Here is an 18282-nt window from a genome sequence, read left to right as displayed (position 1 = left end):
CGAACAGGTTTACCTTCAGCCTAGGCCTGGGTAAGCCTGGGCACGATCCGGGAGGAGGCCTATGGGCGAGTTGTCACGCATGATCCAGCAGCGACTCGATGACGCGTACGCGTCGCTGCGGAACGCCCACGCAGAGGGAGACACCTACCTGGCGGACATTCGCCAGGAGGAGATCAACGACCTGCGCCGGATCGCAGCGAACAACGATATCGGCGTCGAGCCACCCCGCTGCGACTGAACGACGCGCACGAGCTTACGGGGAGCCCGGGACGGACACGTCCCGGGCTCCCCGTATCAGCCTGTGGCGGTCTGTCGGCGCGTGTCGCCGCGTGTCGCCGCGTGTCGGCGTCCCGGGCGGTCAGTCGTCGCCGAGCGGGTCCAGCGGGGCGAGGAGGTCGTGCAGGGCCTCGAAGGTGCCCGGTCCCCCGGCGATGGTCAGCTCGGGGTTGGGCGGAACGCCGTGCAGGCCCTCGATCCGTCCGCCCGCCTCACGGACGATCAGACCGCCCGCGGCGATGTCCCACGCCTGGACACCGCGCTCGTAGTAGGCGTCGATCCGTCCGGCCGCGAGGGAGCACAGGTCGACGCAGCAGGAGCCGCCCCGGCGGATGTCGCGCACCCGCGGCAGCACATCGGTGAGGACCCGTGCCTGCCGGGCGCGCCGCCCCGCCGCGTACCCGAACCCCGTGGCGACCAGCGCCTCACCGAGCGGCACCCGGGAGTTCACGCGAAGTTCGCGGGCGCCGGACGCGGTGTGCCGGAGGGCGCCGCCGCCGCGCACGGCGGTGTAGGTCTCGCCGCGCAGCGGGATCTCCACCACCCCGGCGACGACCGTGCCGTCCACCTCGGCGGCGATGCTGACCGCCCAGTCGGGCAGGTCGTAGAGGTAGTTGACGGTCCCGTCGATCGGGTCGACCACCCAGCGGACGCCGCTGCCGCCCGCGTGGTCGCCGCCCTCCTCGCCGAGGAACGCGTCGTCCGGTCGAACGGCGCGGATCCGCTCGATGATGAGCTGTTCGGCGGCGCGGTCCATCAGGGTGACCACGTCGGTCGGGGACGACTTGGTCTGGACGACGTCCGGCCCGTCCGCGGGGCGCTTGTCGACCAGCATCCGGCCGGCCTCCCGCGCGGTCGCGGCGGCCAGCTCCAGCAGTTCGTCCGCGTGACTCATGTCGCGGTGGCTCCTGTCGCGGTGGCTCCTGTCGCCTCGGCGAGAAGGTGGCGGGGCAGCGCGGCGAAGCGGGGGTCGGTGCCGGGGGTGGCGGCCCGCGCGTACGCGACGCCGAGTTCGGCGGCCCGTTCCGCCGCCTCGACGTCGAGGTCGAACTTGACCTCCATGTGGTCGGAGACGAACCCGATCGGGACGACCGCGACGCCGCGGACGCCCTCGCCGCTCAGCTTCTCCAGATGGTCGGTGATCTGGGGCTCCAGCCACGGTTGGGTCGGTGGGCCGCTGCGGCTCTGGTAGACGAGGTCCCACGGCTTCCCGGGGGCCGCCTTCCGCGCGACCGTCCGGGCGGCCGTCTCCAGTTCCGCGACGTACCGTTCCCGGTTGGGCTGGGCGAGCGGCACGCTGTGCGCGGTGAAGACCAGCCGTGCGTCTTCGGGGAGCCGGTCGAGCGCGTCTCGGGTGGCGTCCACGAAAGGTTCGAGGAAGCCGGGCCGGTCGCAGTAGACGGGCAGCTTGTCGATGACGGGCGCGTCCGGTACCTCCTCGCGTGCGCGCCTGATGTCCTCGAGGTACTGGTCGTTGGTGGAGTACCCGCTGTAGGCGGACGTGACGAACGCGGCGGCGTGCCGGATGCCGTCCGCCCTCATCTGCCGGACGGTGTCGGCGAGGTACGGGGTCCAGTTCCGGTTGCCCCAGTAGACGGGCAGCCCCACATCGTGGGCGGCGAAGTCGGCCTCGATGGCGGCCTTGAGGTCACGGCACTGCTGGTTGATCGGGCTGACCCCGCCGAACAGGTGGTAGTGCTCCCCCACCTCTTCCAGGCGTTCGCGGGGGATGTTGCGGCCGCGTGTCACGTTCTCCAGGAACGGCAACACGTCCTCGGGCCCCTCAGGGCCGCCGAACGACAGCAGCAGCAGCGCGTCGTAGGGCGTGCTCGTGTGCGCGGACGAAGTCATGCCTCCATCAAATCAGCTGTGTCCCAGCGCTCACGCCGCACCGTCGCCGCCGGTCACAAAACATGAGCTTTCCTCGCGAATAGCCGGCGAGTTAGAGTCACCGCATGTCCCCCAAGACCCACCCGACCTGGCAGAACTGGGCTGGAAACCAGCGGGCCGCACCACGCCGCGTCGGCACCCCGCGCACCGCGGACGAGGTGGCCGAGGCGGTGCGGACCGCCGCCTCCGACGGGCTCACGGTCCGCATGACGGGCACGGGTCACTCGTTCACCGGCGCGGCCGTCGCGGAGGGCGTCCTGCTGCGGCCCACCGGGCTCACGGCCGTCCGCTCGGTCGACACCGCGTCCGGGCTCGTCACCGTCGAAGCGGGGCTCACACTGCGCGAACTCAACCACGTCCTGGACGACCACGGACTCGCGCTGGCCAACATGGGCGACATCCAGGAGCAGACTGTCGCCGGCGCCCTCCAGACCGCCACGCACGGCACCGGCCGCGACACCGCCGGGCTCGCCTCACAGGTCACCGCGCTGGAACTGGTCCTCGCCGACGGCGCCATCGTGACGTGCTCGCGCGCCGAGCGTCCCGACCTGTTCGACGCGGCACGCTCCGGCCTCGGCGCGCTCGGCGTCGTCACCGCCGTCACCTGGCGGACCGTTCCATCGTTCCTCCTGCACGCGCGGGAAGAGCCGATGAGGTGGAACGAGGTCCTCGCACGCCTGGACGAGTTCGACGCCGACAACGAACACTTCGAGTTCTACTGGTTCCCGCACACCGAGGGGTGCCTGACCAAACGCAACAACCGCGGCCAAGGCCCCGCGAAGCCGCTGCCGAAACTCAAGCACTGGTTGGACGACCAGTTCCTGTCCAACACGGTCTTCGGGGCCGTGAACCGGCTGACGCACCTGACGCCCGCAGTCACGCCGTACATGAACGGCATCTCGGCCAGGGCGCTCGGTGCCCGCACGTACAGCGACACCTCGTACAAGGTCTTCACCAGCTCGCGGACGGTCCGCTTCAAGGAGCAGGAGTACGCGATACCGCGGGATCGCCTCGTCCCGGCGCTGCGCGAACTCCGCTCCCTGTTCGCACGAAGGGACTGGCGGATCAGCTTCCCCATCGAGGTGCGGGTGCTCCCCCCGGAGGACGCCTGGCTGTCGATGGCCCACGGACGGCACAGCGCCTTCATCGCCGTGCACGTCTACCATCGCGACGCGCACGAGGATTACTTCCGCGGCGTCGAGGACCTCATGACCTCACTGGAAGGCCGCCCTCACTGGGGCAAGCTCCACACGCGCGACGCGGCGTACCTGGAGAAGACGTACCCGAGGTTCCGCGATTTCCAGGCACTCCGGGACGAACTCGACCCTGACCGCCGCTTCGCCAACCCGTACACCCGGCGCGTCTTGGGCGACTGACCCCTAGCCGGTCGGCGCCAAGCCAGCCGGTCGGCGCGAAGCCAGCCGGTCGGCGTGGAGCCAGCCGGACGGCGTGGAGCCAGCCGGACGGCGCCAAGCCAGCCGGACGGCGCCAAGCCAGCCGGACGGCGCCAAGCCAGCCGGACGGCGCCAAGCCAGCCGGACGGCGCCAAGCCAGCCGGACGGCGCCAAGCCAGCCGGACGGCGCCAAGCCAGCCGGACGGCGCCAAGCCAGCCGGACGGCGCCAAGCCAGCCGGACGGCGCGGAGCTAGCCGGACGGCGCGGAGCTAGCCGGTCGGCGCGGAGCGGCCCTGCGGGTTGGTGGCCCCGGGCTCCTGGCCGCCGCCCGGCGGATCCTCGGTGGGCGCCGGCGTGGCCGGCTGCGTCGGCTGCGAGGTCGTGGGCGCGGTCGTGGGCTCCTCGGTGGGCTGCTCGGTCGGTCGCGTCGTCGGCTCCCCGTCCGGTGTGCTCGGCCGCGTGGGCGGCGCCTCACCGGTCGGCGTGTCGCTCGGGGTAGTGTCGGGCTCGGTCGGACGGTCGCTCGGAGACGGCGACGGCGCGTCCTCGCTCTGCGCGCCCCCGCCACCGAGAACATTCGTCACGGTCAGTCCTTTGTCACTTCTGCCGATGGGCTGCCCGGTGGTCGCCTCCCAGATCGTGATGCCGGCGATCACGATGCCGAACACCACCGCCGACGACACCACCAGCATCACCCAGCGCGCCTTCGCCCATTCGACGGTGCTCCGCCACGCCGACCGGCGGACGACCTGGCGCACCGCGTCCTCGCCCGCCTCCTCGGCGAGCGAAGCGGCGATCGCGTCGACCGGGTCCCGGCGGGTGGCGCCCGGATCGGCGCCGAACGTGCCGTCGAGCCGCGTCGCGTTCGGGTCACCGCCACCGAACGCCGGGTCGAACCGCGTCGCGTTCGGATCGCCCGACCACGCGATGGTGCGGGTCGGGTCGGCGCTGGTCGCCTCGTCCGCCGCGTCCTCCGCCGTCGCCCGCCGCCGCGCGGCCGTCTGCAGGTGCGTCAGTTCCTTGATCTGCTCGCGGCCCTGGTCGAGGTAGTGCTTGCCGACCGCCGAGCCCGCCGTCGAGATCACGCTCATCAGCGCCGCACCGATGATCGTTCCGTACACGCCCAGATAGGACGCGCCGAAGGCGGCGATCGCCGTCGCCGTCGCGCTCGCGATCAGCTGCGTCGTGCTGACTTCCGGCAGCTTACGCGGCATTACGGTCACTCACCCCTGTCCATCGCAATGAACGCCATCGAATCCCCGCAAGACCAACTAATCAGGACGTTGAGGTTGTTCCTAGCGAGAACGTGACGCTCACAACGTCGGAGGACGCACGGGGCCGGACGTCCGTCGGGCACGGTGTGGAAAAAGATGGACAAGAATCCGGCCGGGCGCCCCCGGGCCGGTCGCGTCCCCGGCAAGCTTGGTCAGGTGCCCTCTTCGGCCTCGTGAAGAGGGCTTCGAGAGCGGCGATGTTCGGACATGCCGGGTACGGTGCTGGCAGCAGGTGTGTCCGAAAGAGAGACTCGGGAACCCGGGGGAAGGGCACGCATGCGCCCTCGGTGGGCATCGGACGGCCGGCCGGTTTGAGAGCACGGCGGGTGGGTCCGGGGTCCTCCGTGCCATCATGACAGGGCAGGAAGGACACGCATGCAGGAGCTGCGCCTCGTCGCGGTCAGCGAGGACGGTACGTACCTCGTCCTGGCCACCGCGGGCCGAGGCACCCGGTTCACCCTGCCCGTCGACGACCGGCTCCGCGCCGCGGTCCGTGGGCACTTCTCCCGCCTCGGCCAGTTCGAGATCGAAGTGGAGAGTCCCTTGCGCCCCAAGGAGATCCAGGCCCGAATCCGTTCCGGGGAGACCGCGGAGGAGATCGCCGAGTCGGCGGGCATCCCGGTCGAACGCGTCCGCTGGTTCGAGGGCCCGGTCCTGCAGGAACGCGAGTACATGGCACAGCAGGCGCAACGCGTCGCCGTCCGCCGCCCCGGCGAGTCCACCCCCGGACCGCCGCTCGGCGAGACCGTCGAGGAACGCCTCGGCCGCGGCGGCGTCGACCTCGAGGAGGTCGAATGGGACTCCTGGAAGTGCGAGGACAACACCTGGCGCGTCCGGCTGTCCTTCTTCGACAACGGACGCCCGCACGCCGCCGAATGGACCTTCGACCCGCGGCGGCGCCATGTCTCCCCGCTGGACGAGATCGCCGCCCGCCTCACCGCCGTCGAATGGGACGACGAGCCGCTCTCCGACACCGTCACCCCGCTCGTCCCGCGCCGTCCCGCCATGAAGGTCGTCTCCAGCGACCGCGACCTGCCGCCCCGTGAACTGCCGCCCCGCGACCAGCCGCGCGATCTGGCCCCGCGCGGCCTGCCCACCGAACCCGACCAGCCCGAACCGGTCGAACAGCTCGGACGGCGCGAACGACCCGAACGGTCCGCCGTCCGCGAGCCCCTCCGCGCCGCCGAGCCCCGCGCCTCCATCGTCGAGCACGGCCCCGGAAACGACCCCCGCGGCCCCTTCCGCCGGCCGGGCGAGACCGTGGCGTTGCGCGAGGCCGCCCAGCCCCACGAGCCGGACGACCGTTCCGAACCCGCCGCCGTCCCGCCCGCACCGCTGCGTCCGACCGCCGCGACCGAACCGGCCGACGAGACCGAACTCACCGAGACCACCGACTCCAGCGAGACCACCGACTCCGCCGAGAAGCCCGAGCCCGCCGCGGAAGCCACTGCGGACGTGGAGTCGCGTGAGACCGTCCACCCGCAGGAGCAGGAGGACGAAGGCGACGCCGCCGTTGAGAAGGACACGATCCCCGCCGAGGAGCCGAAGGCGGTCGCCGACCGGCGAGAAGACACGACCGACGACGTAACCGGCGACGTCGACGACGCCGCGTCCGACACGGCACCTGTCGAGGCACCCGCCGAGGCATCTGTCGAGGCATCTGTCGAGGCGGCCGTCGACGCACCGGTCGAGAAGGCGTCCGGCGAGGCTTCCGCTCCCCCGCCCGAGGCCGAGCCGACGGCGCCCGAAGCCCCCGAGGCCGAGGCCCCCGAGGCCGAAATTTCCGAGGGCGAGGGCGGCGAGGCCGCGCCGGACAAGCCCGCGACGCCGCAACGGGCCCCGCAGCGGCAGTCCCCGCGCCCGCCCGCGAAGAAGAAGCAGACCGGTCGTCCCGCCATGCCCGCCGCGGCCGCCCAGGACAAGCCCGCCGCCTCGTCGCCCGCCGCGGCCAGTGGCGAACCGGCGGCGCGACCGGCGCGGCGCCGCAAGTCCAAGGCCAAGCGCGCCTCGGTGCCGTCCTGGGACGAGATCATGTTCGGCGCCCGCCGTCCCGAATAGGCCCGCCCGACGTCAACGACCGGACTCGGGCGGAACCTCCAGGAACGGCGTCACCCAGGCGGGGGATATCGCGGCGGCGAGGGCCAGCGCGTCCTCTTCCGCCATGTCCGTGGCGGCGTAGCCGCCGTCTCCCGCGCCGACCGCGGCGATGAGCGTCGCCAGGCCGAGCCTGCGCTGGAAGAGGGTCCGGCGGACGCGCCACCCGACGACGGCGCCGTGCTCGACGACCACCTGGCGGCGGCGCAGCGAGCCCGAACGGACGCTGAGCCGCTCGCCGTCCGTGACATGGCCGAGCTGCCGGTAGCGGTCGAGTCCGAGCGGGACGGCGAGGACCGCCAGGATCCCGCACAGGGCGGCGACCCACGGTTGACCGGCGAGCAGGGCCAGAACGGCGACGCCCACGGGCGTCGCCACCGCCCGGACCAGCCGGCGTCCCCGGGCGGCCGGCGGATGCGCCACCAAGGGGCCGGGCACGTCACCGACGACGCGGGCGGCGAGGGACTCGGCGACCGCGCGGGGCGCCGCGGGCAGGAGACGACCCCGGTGGGCGGCGTCCCCGAGCCCGGTGATGAGCGCGCCGAGGCGGGTCACTCCGGCCACGCGCTCGAACGGGTTGTCGGCCAGTTCGACGCCGCGCAGCCGGCGCCGTTCGAGGGACACGCTGCGGCGCGTGACGAGCCCGCGTTCCGCGACGACCGAACCGTCCCTCTCATGGACGGTGAAGTCCCAGTTGAACAGCGTGAAGACGATCACCGACATGACCGGCATGGCGATCAGCACGAGGATGGTCAGCGCCACGACCAGGGCGGTGGGCAGCCCCACCACGTCATGCCCGAGGTTCTCGACCCGTTCCCGCGTGATGAGCCCGAGGTCGTCGCCGAGGTTGTAGGCGGTGCCGAGCAGGCTGCCCGCCAGCGCGAACGGCGTGAAGAGGTACGCGCCGCTGAGCGGCGCGTACACGTACCAGCGGCGGCGCATCCGGGCGAGGACGCGGCGCGGCGGCGCGGGCGCGTCGCGGGCCAGCAGAACGCCGCGGAGCCGTTCGGCCTCCTTCCGGGTCACGGCGTTGAGGGACCCTTCGCCGCCGTCCGCCCCGGCGTCGATGTGGACGACGGCGAGCCCGAGCAGCCGGTGCGGCAGGGACGCGGTGATGTCCACGCCCCGGATCCGGTCGCGCGGGATGCTCTTGACCGACCGTCCGATGAGCGCCCGCCGGAACTCGATCCGGTCGCCGTACAGGACGTACGTGAACGTCACCCAGCTCGCGACGTGGAACAGCAGCCCGAACGCGAGCCCGGTGAGGGCGAAGTAGAACGCCGTGGACAGCCCCCCGACGAGAAGTCCCGTCGCGGCGGCGGCGACCAGGGCGATGAGCTCCCGGACGGCCCCGACGACGAACGTGAGCGGGTGCAGCCGTTGCTCCTCACCGGCGTCCGCCGGGGGCGTCCGGCTTCCGTTCGGCGCGGGATGCCGGCCCGCGTCGGGCCGGCCGTTGGACGACGCTTCGACCGTCCGGTGCGGGTGCGCGGCGGGTTCGCCCGCGGCCCCGTCGTCTCGGAGGTTCACGTCGCGTCGTCACGGAGGTCGTGCGCGCGGTGCGCGAGATCCTCGGCCAGGCGGGTCGCCACGTCCACCGGAAGGCCGGACACCTCGGACGACCCCGCGTGCGAGGCCGTGTTGACCTCGATCGTGGCGAGACCCAGCATCCGCTCTATCCAGCCCTGCTCGGTGTCGACGGTCTGGATGCGGCCCACGGGGACCAGCAGCCATTCGCGGCTGAACCAGCCCGTCCGGGTGTAGACGACGTCGGCGCTGACCTCCCAGCGGTGGACGCGGTACCGCCATACGGGCGCGACCGTCACCATGAGCAGTCCGGCGGCCCCGACGATGTACGGCAGCCAGCCGATCCGGCCGGACAGCCAGCCGGGCATGTCGTCCCACCCGGCGTCGCCCACCCAGGCCGCCACGCCCACCGAGAGGCCGAACGCCAGCCCCCACAGCAGCAGGTACTCGATCGCCCAGTGCGCGATCGCGCGGCGCGACACCCGGTGTTCGGGCGGCCGCAGACGCGGCGGGCGCGGCCCCCCGCCGTCCCTGTGGCGACTGCGCCGCACCGACGTCACAGAGCGAGTTTAGAACGCCGGAGGCGCCCTCCCGTTGTTTCCTCCGGGTGCGAACCGCGGCACTCAGGGCACAAACAAGCGGATGTCACCGTTTTGTCAGTGGCACATGCGAAGTTGTGGGACGTCCCGAGCGCCTCCGCACAGCGCGTGATGCGGGCGGCGCGAAAAAACAGGATGCAATCCAATCGAACTCCGCATACTTTGGCTGGCCTTGCTCTCCGCAGAGCAGAGACGTCCGGCGAGTTCACACACCCAGGAGATCACATGACGTTCGCGATCCAGGCCGAGGGCTTGGAGAAGCGGTTCGGTGAGACCCAGGCGCTGGCGGGCGTCTCGCTCACCGCCCAGGCCGGAACGGTCCTCGGCGTACTCGGCCCGAACGGCGCCGGCAAGACCACCATGACCCGGATCCTCGCCACGCTGATCGAACCGACGGGGGGCACCGCCCGGGTCGGCGGGTACGACGTCGTCAAGGAGGCGCACAAGGTGCGCCAGCTCATCGGCCTCACCGGGCAGTACGCCGGGGTGGACGAGATGCTCACCGGCACCGAGAACCTCATCCTGATCGGCCGCCTGCTCGGGCTGCCGCGCCGCGCCGCCAGGGCGCGGGCGGCCGAGCTGCTGGACCGCTTCCAGCTCAGCGACGCCGCCGAGCGCGCCGCCAAGACGTACTCCGGTGGCATGCGCCGCCGCCTCGACCTGGCGGCGAGCCTGGTCGGACGGCCCCAGATCCTGTTCCTGGACGAGCCCACCACCGGCCTCGACCCGCGCAGCCGCAACGGGCTGTGGGACATCGTCCGCGGGTTGACCGACGACGGCGTCACCGTGCTGCTGACCACCCAGTATCTGGAGGAGGCCGACCAGCTGGCCGATGACATCATCGTCATCGACCGCGGCCAGGTCATCGCGCACGGCACGTCCGACGTGCTGAAGGCGCAGGTCGGCGGCCAGGTTCTGGAGGTCCGCCCGGTCGACGCGCCCGACCTGGACGCCGTGGCGAAGATCGTCGGTGAACTGGCCGGGGCGGTTCCGGAGGTCCACGACGGTCTGGTCAGCACGCCGATCACCGACCCGCAGCTGATGCCCGCCGTCGTCCGGCGCCTCGACGAGGCCGGTGTCACGGTCGGCGAGCTGTCGCTGCGCAAGTCGAGCCTGGACGAGGTGTTCTTCGCCCTCACCGGCCATCACACCGACGACATCGACGCCGAGGCCGACGAGCTGGCGCAGTCCACCAGGCAGCAGGCGACCGACAAGGAAGGAGCGTCCGCATGACCACCGCGACGTTCGCGCCGCAGGGCCTCTCCAAGCGGGTCGCCCCTGGCACCGCCGTCCGCAACATCCTCACGCTGGCCTGGCGGAACCTCGTCCAGATCAAGCACAACCCGATGGAGCTGCTGGACCTGTCCATCCAGCCCATCATGTTCGTGCTGCTGTTCTCGTACGTGTTCGGCCCCGCGATGGAGGGCAGCGTCGACGCGTACCTGCCGATCGTGATTCCCGGCATCATCGCGCAGAACGCCCTGTTCGCCGGGATGAGCACCGGCTTCGGCCTCAACACCGACATCACCAAGGGCGTCTTCGACCGGTTCCGGAGCCTGCCGATCGCGCGCAGCGCCCCCCTCCTCGGCCGGATCATCGCCGACACCGCCAAACAGGCGTGGTCGATGCTGATCCTGCTGTCGGTCGGCTTCGCCATCGGGTTCAGGCTGGGCACGAACGTGCTCGCCCTGCTCACCGCGTTCGCCCTCCTGCTGACCTTCGCGGTGCTGTTCTCCTGGACGTCGGTGTTCATCGCGATGAAGGTCAACGAGCCGGAGAAGGTGCAGATCTTCGGCTTTGTCGTGATCTTCCCGCTGAGCTTCCTGAGCACCGCGTTCATCAAGTCGACCGAGGGCATTCCCGGTCCGGTGGCCTGGGTGATGGACAACAGCCCGGTGACCCACCTGGTGGAGGCGATGCGGGGGCTGCTGGTCGGCGGTCCCGTCCTCGAACACGCCTGGATCGCCCTGGCGTGGGGCCTCGGCATCGCCCTGGTCTTCGCCCCCCTCTCCCTCCGCGCCTTCAAGAAGCGCGCGTAACCGCCGGGAGTGGCGGCCGAACCCGACCATGAACGAAGCCCTCGTCCTCCGGACGCTCAGCGCCGGAGGACGAGGGCTTTTCGCTGCGTGCCCTGGAGCGTCAGGCCGCGTTCTCGGTGATCTCGTTCTTCGCCTTCGCACCGTCGAGCGCCGCTAGCTCGAAGTCGGCGCGGGGCTGTTCGACGGTGGCGAGGGAGACGGTCTCGCGCTTGAGGAACAGCGCGAGCGTCCAGTCCGCCACGACGCGGATCTTGCGATTGAACGTCGGGACCATCGCGCCGTGGTAGCTGCGGTGGAAGAACCACGCGGGCCAGCCCTTGAGCTTGAAGCCCAGCGGGTTCGCGACGCCCTTGTGCAGGCCGAGGCCGGCGACGGTGCCGAGGTTGCCGTGGACGTACGGCTTGAGGGTCTTGCCGCGCAGCGACCGGACGATGTTGTCGCCGAGCAGCTTGGCCTGCCGGACGGCGTGCTGCGCGTTCGGCGGGCAGAACTCGCCGTCCTGGGTCAGGTCGGGGATCGCGGCGTTGTCACCCGCGGTGAACGCGCGCACGAGACCCTCGATCGTCAGGTACTCGGTGCCCTTGACGCGGCCCTTCTCGTCGACGGGGAGGTCGCCGTTCCGGACGACCGGAGACGGCTTCACGCCCGCGTTCCACACCAGGGTCCCGGCCTCGAAGGCGCTGCCGTCCGACAGCTCGATCCGGCCGCCGACCGCGGACCGCAGCAGGGTGTTCATCTTCACCGCGATGCCACGGCCGCGCAGCTGCTCGGCGGTCCACTTGCCCATGTCCGGGCCGACCTCGGGCAGGATGCGGTCGGTGGCCTCGACGAGCATGAAGCGCAGGTCCTGCGGGGTGACGTTGCGCATGTACTTCGTCGCGTCGCGGGTCATGTCCTCAAGCTCGGCGACCGCCTCGACGCCCGCGAACCCGCCGCCGACGAACACGAACGTCAGCGCCTTGCGGCGCAGTTCCTCGTCGTCGGTCGACTCGGCGATCTCCAGCTGTTCCAGGACGTGGTTGCGCAGGTGGATGGCCTCGCCGACGGTCTTGAGGCTGATGCCGTTCTCGGCCAGCCCGGGGATCGGCAGCAGCCGCGGCACCGCGCCGGCGGCCATGACCAGGTAGTCGTAGGAGATCCGTTCCGGAGCGCCCGCCAGCGGCTGGACGATCGCCCAGCGCTCCTCGTGGTTCAGCTCGGTCACCCGGGCCTTGCGGACGGTGCACTTCGGAAGGACCCGGCGGAGCGGAACGACGACGTGCCGCGGGGAGATGTTCCCGGCGGCGGCCTCGGGCAGGAACGGCTGGTACGTCATGTACGTGTTGGGGTCGACGACGGTGACCCGCACCTCGCCCCGCTTCAGCTCGCGCTTCAGCTTCTTCTGCAGGCGCAGCGCGGTGTACATGCCCACATAGCCGCCGCCCACGATGAGGATGTGGGGAGCACCAGGGGTCTCCTGGGCAGTCCTGGCCATTGCGGTCTCCAATGTCATGGTCGGCTTGTGAAGACATTCACAAGCTACTCGATGAGGCGCCTCCGACACCAACCAGAACCCCGGGAAGAACAGAGAAATTTCCCGAACCGGCAAAGATCAGGGCTGCTGACGCTGTGAAACTCGCCACTCCTTCCCATATTTCCCGACATATATGGCCAAAGCACGCATGACCAACGTCACAGGCCCCGCTTCCGGAACGCCGTCACCCGACGGGACGAAAGGCGCGATCCAGTCCCCGTAAAGCCCTATGGTTGGGGCGGACACGGAAGGGGGCGCCGGCGGCGGACGCGGCCACCGAGACGCGGAGCCGAGTTGACGGCGACGCGGCGGCGCGCGGCGTACGATCTCGCCCGGGAGCGAAATCGATGATGAGCAGAGACCGGCGTCCGATTCCGGCCGCGGCCGTGACCGCGGTCGCGGCGCTAGCGCTCGCCGGCACCGTCGGCGGCTGCGGGCTGATCGGCGAGCCCCAGAACAAGAGCGCCGAACTGTCGGAATGGTTCACCGTGACCAGCCCCGTCTTCCGCGATGGCCGCGACTTGCCCCCGCGGTACGGCTGCACGACGTACCCTGGCGGTCAGGGCAAGACCCCGCCGCTCCGGTGGTCGGGCACGCCGGCCGGGACCAGATCGTTCGCGATCGTCATGGACGACCCGGACGCGTCCGGCGGCGCCGAGGTCCACTGGGTGATCGCGGGCATCGACGGAACCGTGAACGAAGTCGTCGAGGGAGCACGTCTGGACAGGACAGTCGAAGGGCTGACCACGGACAAGAAGGCGGGATACACGCCGCCGTGCCCGCCCAAGGGCGAGCGGCATCGGTACCGGTTCACCATCTACGCACTGGACGATCCGGCACCGTTCCAGAACGGCGCCGCACTGAAGGACTCGCTGCCCGCCATCGCCGAGCACACGATCGGACGGGGACGGATCACCGGGAACTTCGGCGGTTAGTAGGCGCGTTGACCGTGGAGTCTCAGCACAGGGTCAAGGCGGACCCCACCGGGGGGCCGGAGCCGACAGGGGCGTACCGACGGGTGGAACTCGACCGGTCGGCACGCGCCGTGTGAGGGTAAATGTGCGCGAAGGGTGTGACAACGGTCATAGCGGTCGGACAGAATCGGGCTAAGCCGGGGCGGCGGACTCCCGAGGACGACAGGCCGCCGGCGACAGCCGGAACGGACCCGAGGTCCGCGCCGGAACTCCTCGCCGAGCCAAGGCATTGGGTGGTGGCATGACTTCATACATCGTGGTCTTCGGCCTCATCGTGGTCGTGGTCCTCGTGGTCGTCCTCGTGGCCCTTGGCCTGCGGGCCAGCAGGGCGGGACGCGACGACGACGACTGGATGGACGACGAGCCGCAGCCGCGCGGCCGCCGGGGGGCCCCGTCGCACGAGGACATGGGCGGCCCGGACGGCTACGGGTACAACGACGGCTACGAGACCGGGTACGACTCCGGTTACGACCGTCAGGGCGCTCCCGAGCCGGCCCACGACCGCCGTGTCGCGGGCGGCCCGCTCGCCGCTCCCACCGCCCAGGCCGCGCAGGGACCGCAGGGGCCACAGGCCCCGCCGCCGCCTGCGCCTAGGGGCCAGGCGTCGGACGAGATGGCGGACGACGACTACTGGGCGACGATCACCTTCGACAAGCCCAAGTTCCCGTGGCAGCACGACCACGACGACGAGCGCGCCGACGTCGACCCCGCCGCCGACCCGCTGAACGCGCAGCCGCCGGTCGAGGCCCCCGCGGACCAGCCCGTCCCACCCCAGCAGAGCCTGACCCAGCCGGTCTCCATGGGCGCCGACGGCCCGGCCTTCGGCGGCATGGGCGCGCCGGGCGGCCAGGGCGGCGGCACCGGTCCCCAGCAGATGGCCGCGCCCGGCGGGTTCCAGGGTGCTTCCCCGTTCGCGAACCAGGACCCGGGTTCCACCGCGCTCGACCCGATCCCCGCCGACCTCGCCGGAACCGGCGGTCCCGGCCCGCAGGGCGGTCCGCAGTCGCCCTACGGAGGCGGTCCGAGCGTCCCCGAGCAACCCATGTACGGCGGTCAGGAGACCTACGGCGGTCAGGAGACCTACGGGGGGCAGGAAGCCTACGGCGGGCAGGAGCCGCAGCCCGCGTTCGGCGCGGCCGACTTCGGCCAGGGCGACCAGTACGGCGGCGGTCACGACCCGGTCTACGGCGACCAGTCCCCGCACGGGACGCACGAGCCGTCCTACGGGTCCGACCCGCTGGGCGGTCGTCCCGCCGCGGCCGCCGGTCCCCCGGCCGCGGGCCGCCAGGACGGCTACGACTTCGGCCTCGGGTCGTCGGCGCCGGGCGGCGGTCAGCCCGGCGGCGACCCGCGCGTGTCCGACCCGCTCGGCCTGCCTCTCGGCCGCACCGACGAGCCGTCCGCACCGCCCGCTCCCCCGACGCCCGCTCCCTCCGTACCCGCCCCACCGGCGCCCGCGACTCCGGCTCCGGCGGCCCCCGCGGCACAGAGCGGCGCTCCCGGCACCGACACCGACGGGCACAAGCTCCCGACCGTGGACGAGCTGCTCCAGCGCATCCAGAACGACCGTCAGCGGTCGTCCGGCTCGCCGTCCCCGTCCGACACGGGCGGCGGTTCCTACGGCGGTTCGCTGAACGACCCGCTCGGCGACCCTCTCGGCACCGGTTCGTTCAGCACGGGCTCGGGGTCGGGCGGCACGGGCCCGTGGTCCGCACCCGGTCAGACCGGCGGCTACGACTCCGGCGTCGGCGCGGGGACGTCGTCCGGCTACGACTCGTCGGGGCTCGGCGGCACGTCCGGATACGGGCAGGGCCAGCAGAGCGACGGCTACCCGACGGCTCCCGCGTACGGCGACTCCGCCCGCTATGACGACCCGTTGAGCGGCACCGGCCATGAACCGTACGCCGGGTTCGACGGTGGCTCCGGCGCGGGCGGCACCGGCGGGTCGGGCGTCTACGGCGACTTCAGCGGCAGCAGCTACAACGGCGGCGCGGACCCGCTCTCCCCACCACCCGACCAGGGTGCTTCGGGCGGTGGCTACAACGACCCGGGCGCGACCCAGTCGTACGGGTCCGGCGGGTACGGCGTCCGCCAACCGGGCGGTTTCCAGCAGGGCCAGCCGAACGACACCGGCCCGTACGGCTCCCGCCAGCCAACCGACGACTGGGAGAATTACCGCCGCTGAGAGTTTCGACCGAGGGCCGCCGGATGGATCCGGCGGCCCTCTGTGTGTTCATGGGTGAGGTTGCACCGGGCCGGATATATATGCAGCGTGACTAAACGACTACCGAGCGCGTCCAACCTTCGACACGACCTACCCGCCTCCCTGGTGGTCTTCCTCGTCGCCATCCCCCTGTCGCTGGGTATCGCGGTCGCCTCCGGCGCCCCGATCGCCGCCGGGCTGATCGCCGCCGCGGTCGGCGGGATCGTCGCCGGCTGCATCGGTGGTTCGCCGCTCCAGGTCAGCGGACCCGCCGCCGGGCTGACCGTGATCGTCGCCGGGCTCATCCAGACCTATGGCTGGCGGGCCACCTGCACGATCACCCTGCTCGCCGGGCTGCTGCAGCTCGCGCTCGGCGCCAGCCGGGTCGCCCGCACCGCGCTCGCCGTCTCCCCCGCCGTCGTGCACGGGATGCTCGCGGGCGTCGGTGTCGTCATCATCCTGGCGCAGGTGCACGTGGTGCTCGGCGGCAGCCCCCAGCAGTCGGCGATCGAGAACCTCCGCGAACTGCCGGGGCAACTGCTCCACCCGCACACGCATCCGGCGCTGCTCGGGTCGCTGACGGTTCTGGTCCTGCTGGGCTGGACGCGGCTTCCGCGCGGGGGTTGGCTGCGGCTCATCCCCGGTCCCCTGCCCGCCATCGCCCTCGCCACCGCGACCGCATGGTCGCTCGGCTGGAACGCGCAGCGCGTCGAACTGCCGGACACCCTCCTCAGCGGCTGGGACGCCCCCGTCCTGCCGCACGGCCCGCTGCCCGGCATCGTCGGCGCCATCGTGTCCGTCGCGCTGGTCGCGGCCGTCGAGTCGCTGCTGTGCAGCGTGGCCATCGACCGCAGGCGTCCCGCCGACGTCCCCCGCGCCGACCTCGACCGGGAACTGCTCGGGCAGGGAGCGGGCAACGCGCTGTCGGGGTTTCTCGGCGGGCTGCCGATCGCGGGGGTGATCGTCCGGAGCACGGCGAACATGGAGGCCGGCGCCCGTACCCGCGCGTCCACGGTCCTGCACGGCGTCTGGGTGCTCGTGCTGGCGCTCGCCTGCGGCCCGCTCATCGAACAGGTGCCGCTGCCCGCCCTCGCCGCGCTGCTGGTCGTCCTGGGGTTCAGCCTCGTCGACACCGCCCGCGTCCGTGACCTGCGTCACCATCGGGAGGCGCCCGCCTACTTCGCGACCCTGGTCGGCGTGGTCTTCCTCGGGCTCGGCGAGGGCGTGCTGCTCGGCATCGGCATCATGGGGATCCTGGCGCTGCGGCGGCTGACCCGGCTGTCGGTCCGCGCGGAGCACCTCGTCCCGGCGCCGGAGGACGGGACCGTGCCGACCCGCGTGCACGTGGTCGTCGAGGGCACGCTCACGTTCCTCGGCGTGCCGAAGGTGACGCGCCTCCTGCAGGACGTTCCGCCCGGCTCCCATGTCGACCTGGACCTGAACGTCGACTTCATGGATCATGCCGCGTTCGATGCCGTCCACCAGTGGAGGCTGGCCCACGAACGCCATGGGGGCAGGGTCGACATCGACGAGGTTCACGAGGCTTGGTATGAAAGGGCTGTGACAGGCGAAATGTCTCAGCCGCGCAAAAGGCCACCACCTGCCCGTTGGTGGGCCCCATGGGCGAATCGTCGGCGGCGTTCCGAGACCGAACTCGACGCGCCCGAGGTGTCCCCGGCCGCCGTGTTGCTCGCCGGCGTCCGCGAGTACCACGACCGGACCGCCCGGCTCGTCCGGCCGATCATGGCCGAGCTGGCGATGGAGCAAAGACCCCAGCACCTGTTCATCACCTGCGTGGACTCCCGTATCGTCCCCAACATCATCACCGCCAGCGGCCCCGGCGACCTGTTCATCAACCGGAACGTGGGCGCCCTCGTCCCCCGGCACGGCACCCGCACCCCCGACGACTCCGTCGCGGCCACCGTCGAGTACGCCACCAACGTCCTCGACATCCGGACGATCACCGTCTGCGGCCACTCCAACTGCGGCGCCATGGCCGCGCTCCTCGCCGGCGGAGCCGAGGTCGAGCACCTGCCCGCGCTGTCCCGCTGGCTCAAACACGGCAACCACAGCCTCGCCCGCTTCCTCGCCGAACACCCCTCCGCCACGGACGAGTCACCCCTCACCCGCCTCTGCAAGATCAACGTCATGCAGCAGCTGGACAACCTGCTCACCTACCCGTGGCTCCGGGAACGGGTCGAAGCCGGCGAGATCGAACTCGTCGGCCTCTACCTCGACCTCCAGTCCGCCAACGTCGAGATCCTGGACCGCACCAAGCAGACCTTCACCCTCGTCCCCCCAGAACCCATCCCGGACGAACCCCCACACCCCCGAACCCTCACCTGAGCGATCTGTGTTACCTGCGACCCCGGTCAGGGGCACTCGCCTGGCGGCTCGTGCCCCTGACCGGGGTCGTGTGAGCGGTCGGCACCCCGCTGCCGAAGCCGCATTCGTCGAGGGACGGAAGGGCGCCGAGTCGTGGCCGCTGCGTTGCGGCG

14 protein-coding genes are annotated in these 18282 nt (G+C 71.7%); 8 read left to right on the top strand and 6 right to left on the bottom strand.

Annotated elements, in window-relative coordinates:
• Nucleotides 1-61: 61 nt before the first annotated feature.
• Nucleotides 62-238: a hypothetical protein gene (locus BZB76_RS35000; RefSeq protein ID WP_170180802.1), complete on the top strand. Its 177-nt coding sequence runs from the start codon at nucleotides 62-64 to the stop codon at nucleotides 236-238.
• A gap of 120 nt (nucleotides 239-358) precedes the next feature.
• Here BZB76_RS35000 and BZB76_RS29005 read toward each other — a convergent pair whose 3' ends face one another.
• A complete protein-coding gene (locus tag BZB76_RS29005; protein ID WP_121437619.1) occupies nucleotides 359-1171 on the bottom strand; it encodes an inositol monophosphatase family protein in 813 nt (270 codons plus the stop codon).
• Nucleotides 1168-2127 (bottom strand): ferrochelatase, encoded by a 960-nt coding sequence (locus BZB76_RS29000; protein WP_121437618.1) that lies wholly within the window; start codon nucleotides 2125-2127, stop codon nucleotides 1168-1170. The genes BZB76_RS29005 and BZB76_RS29000 overlap by 4 nt, the downstream gene beginning before the upstream one ends.
• A gap of 104 nt (nucleotides 2128-2231) precedes the next feature.
• Between BZB76_RS29000 and BZB76_RS28995 the strand changes: the two genes are divergently transcribed.
• Entirely contained in the window at nucleotides 2232-3542 is a 1311-nt protein-coding gene (locus tag BZB76_RS28995) for a D-arabinono-1,4-lactone oxidase (RefSeq protein WP_121437617.1), read from the top strand.
• Between the two features lie 288 nt (nucleotides 3543-3830).
• On the opposite strand, the gene BZB76_RS28990 is transcribed toward BZB76_RS28995, so the two are convergent.
• Complete coding sequence (locus tag BZB76_RS28990; RefSeq protein ID WP_121437616.1) at nucleotides 3831-4775, bottom strand: hypothetical protein; 945 nt, start codon at nucleotides 4773-4775, stop codon at nucleotides 3831-3833.
• A 435-nt stretch (nucleotides 4776-5210) separates the two neighbouring features.
• Here BZB76_RS28990 and sepH point away from each other — a divergent pair, with 435 nt between their 5' ends.
• Nucleotides 5211-6893, top strand: coding sequence for a septation protein SepH (sepH, locus tag BZB76_RS28985; RefSeq protein ID WP_121437615.1), 1683 nt, complete (start codon nucleotides 5211-5213; stop codon nucleotides 6891-6893).
• A gap of 12 nt (nucleotides 6894-6905) precedes the next feature.
• Here the strand turns inward: sepH and BZB76_RS28980 are convergent, their stop codons facing one another.
• Together BZB76_RS28980 and BZB76_RS28975 are read right to left on the bottom strand one after the other, a co-directional pair.
• The gene (locus tag BZB76_RS28980; protein ID WP_246007282.1) at nucleotides 6906-8459 is read right to left on the bottom strand and encodes a PH domain-containing protein; all 1554 of its coding nucleotides are present in this window, start codon (nucleotides 8457-8459) and stop codon (nucleotides 6906-6908) included.
• The gene (locus tag BZB76_RS28975) at nucleotides 8456-9016 is read right to left on the bottom strand and encodes a PH domain-containing protein (RefSeq protein WP_121437614.1); all 561 of its coding nucleotides are present in this window, start codon (nucleotides 9014-9016) and stop codon (nucleotides 8456-8458) included. Before BZB76_RS28975 ends, BZB76_RS28980 begins: the two co-directional genes overlap by 4 nt.
• A gap of 264 nt (nucleotides 9017-9280) precedes the next feature.
• Between BZB76_RS28975 and BZB76_RS28970 the strand changes: the two genes are divergently transcribed.
• Together BZB76_RS28970 and BZB76_RS28965 are read left to right on the top strand one after the other, a co-directional pair.
• The gene (locus BZB76_RS28970; RefSeq protein WP_121437613.1) at nucleotides 9281-10288 is read left to right on the top strand and encodes an ATP-binding cassette domain-containing protein; all 1008 of its coding nucleotides are present in this window, start codon (nucleotides 9281-9283) and stop codon (nucleotides 10286-10288) included.
• A complete protein-coding gene (locus BZB76_RS28965; RefSeq protein ID WP_121437612.1) occupies nucleotides 10285-11094 on the top strand; it encodes an ABC transporter permease in 810 nt (269 codons plus the stop codon). The genes BZB76_RS28970 and BZB76_RS28965 overlap by 4 nt, the downstream gene beginning before the upstream one ends.
• Before the next feature lie 100 nt (nucleotides 11095-11194).
• On the opposite strand, the gene BZB76_RS28960 is transcribed toward BZB76_RS28965, so the two are convergent.
• Entirely contained in the window at nucleotides 11195-12568 is a 1374-nt protein-coding gene (locus BZB76_RS28960; RefSeq protein WP_121437611.1) for an NAD(P)/FAD-dependent oxidoreductase, read from the bottom strand.
• A gap of 386 nt (nucleotides 12569-12954) precedes the next feature.
• Between BZB76_RS28960 and BZB76_RS28955 the strand changes: the two genes are divergently transcribed.
• The 3 genes from BZB76_RS28955 (at nucleotide 12955) to BZB76_RS28935 (ending at nucleotide 18130) form a co-directional block, all read left to right on the top strand.
• Nucleotides 12955-13542 carry a YbhB/YbcL family Raf kinase inhibitor-like protein gene (locus tag BZB76_RS28955; RefSeq protein WP_246007281.1) on the top strand — a complete coding sequence of 196 codons (588 nt, stop codon included), beginning with the start codon at nucleotides 12955-12957 and terminating at the stop codon, nucleotides 13540-13542.
• Nucleotides 13543-13822: 280 nt separating this feature from the next.
• Complete coding sequence (locus tag BZB76_RS34365) at nucleotides 13823-15766, top strand: hypothetical protein (RefSeq protein ID WP_147449590.1); 1944 nt, start codon at nucleotides 13823-13825, stop codon at nucleotides 15764-15766.
• 87 nt (nucleotides 15767-15853) lie between these two features.
• Entirely contained in the window at nucleotides 15854-18130 is a 2277-nt protein-coding gene (locus tag BZB76_RS28935) for a SulP family inorganic anion transporter (protein ID WP_121437607.1), read from the top strand.
• The last annotated feature ends 152 nt before the right edge of the window (nucleotides 18131-18282 follow it).

This window comes from Actinomadura pelletieri DSM 43383, from assembly GCF_003634705.1.
Lineage (GTDB): Bacteria > Actinomycetota > Actinomycetes > Streptosporangiales > Streptosporangiaceae > Spirillospora > Spirillospora pelletieri.
The sequence above is the reverse complement of the archived record's forward strand: the minus strand, read 5'-3'. Positions and strand labels throughout refer to the sequence as shown.

Coding starts and splice junctions, on each gene's coding strand:
- BZB76_RS35000 (WP_170180802.1), top strand. CDS start 62: ATGGGCGAGTTGTCACGCATGATCCAGCAGCGACTCGATGACGCGTAC.
- BZB76_RS29005 (WP_121437619.1), bottom strand. CDS start 1,171: ATGAGTCACGCGGACGAACTGCTGGAGCTGGCCGCCGCGACCGCGCGG.
- BZB76_RS29000 (WP_121437618.1), bottom strand. CDS start 2,127: ATGACTTCGTCCGCGCACACGAGCACGCCCTACGACGCGCTGCTGCTG.
- BZB76_RS28995 (WP_121437617.1), top strand. CDS start 2,232: ATGTCCCCCAAGACCCACCCGACCTGGCAGAACTGGGCTGGAAACCAG.
- BZB76_RS28990 (WP_121437616.1), bottom strand. CDS start 4,775: ATGCCGCGTAAGCTGCCGGAAGTCAGCACGACGCAGCTGATCGCGAGC.
- sepH (WP_121437615.1), top strand. CDS start 5,211: ATGCAGGAGCTGCGCCTCGTCGCGGTCAGCGAGGACGGTACGTACCTC.
- BZB76_RS28970 (WP_121437613.1), top strand. CDS start 9,281: ATGACGTTCGCGATCCAGGCCGAGGGCTTGGAGAAGCGGTTCGGTGAG.
- BZB76_RS28965 (WP_121437612.1), top strand. CDS start 10,285: ATGACCACCGCGACGTTCGCGCCGCAGGGCCTCTCCAAGCGGGTCGCC.
- BZB76_RS28960 (WP_121437611.1), bottom strand. CDS start 12,568: ATGGCCAGGACTGCCCAGGAGACCCCTGGTGCTCCCCACATCCTCATC.
- BZB76_RS28955 (WP_246007281.1), top strand. CDS start 12,955: ATGATGAGCAGAGACCGGCGTCCGATTCCGGCCGCGGCCGTGACCGCG.
- BZB76_RS34365 (WP_147449590.1), top strand. CDS start 13,823: ATGACTTCATACATCGTGGTCTTCGGCCTCATCGTGGTCGTGGTCCTC.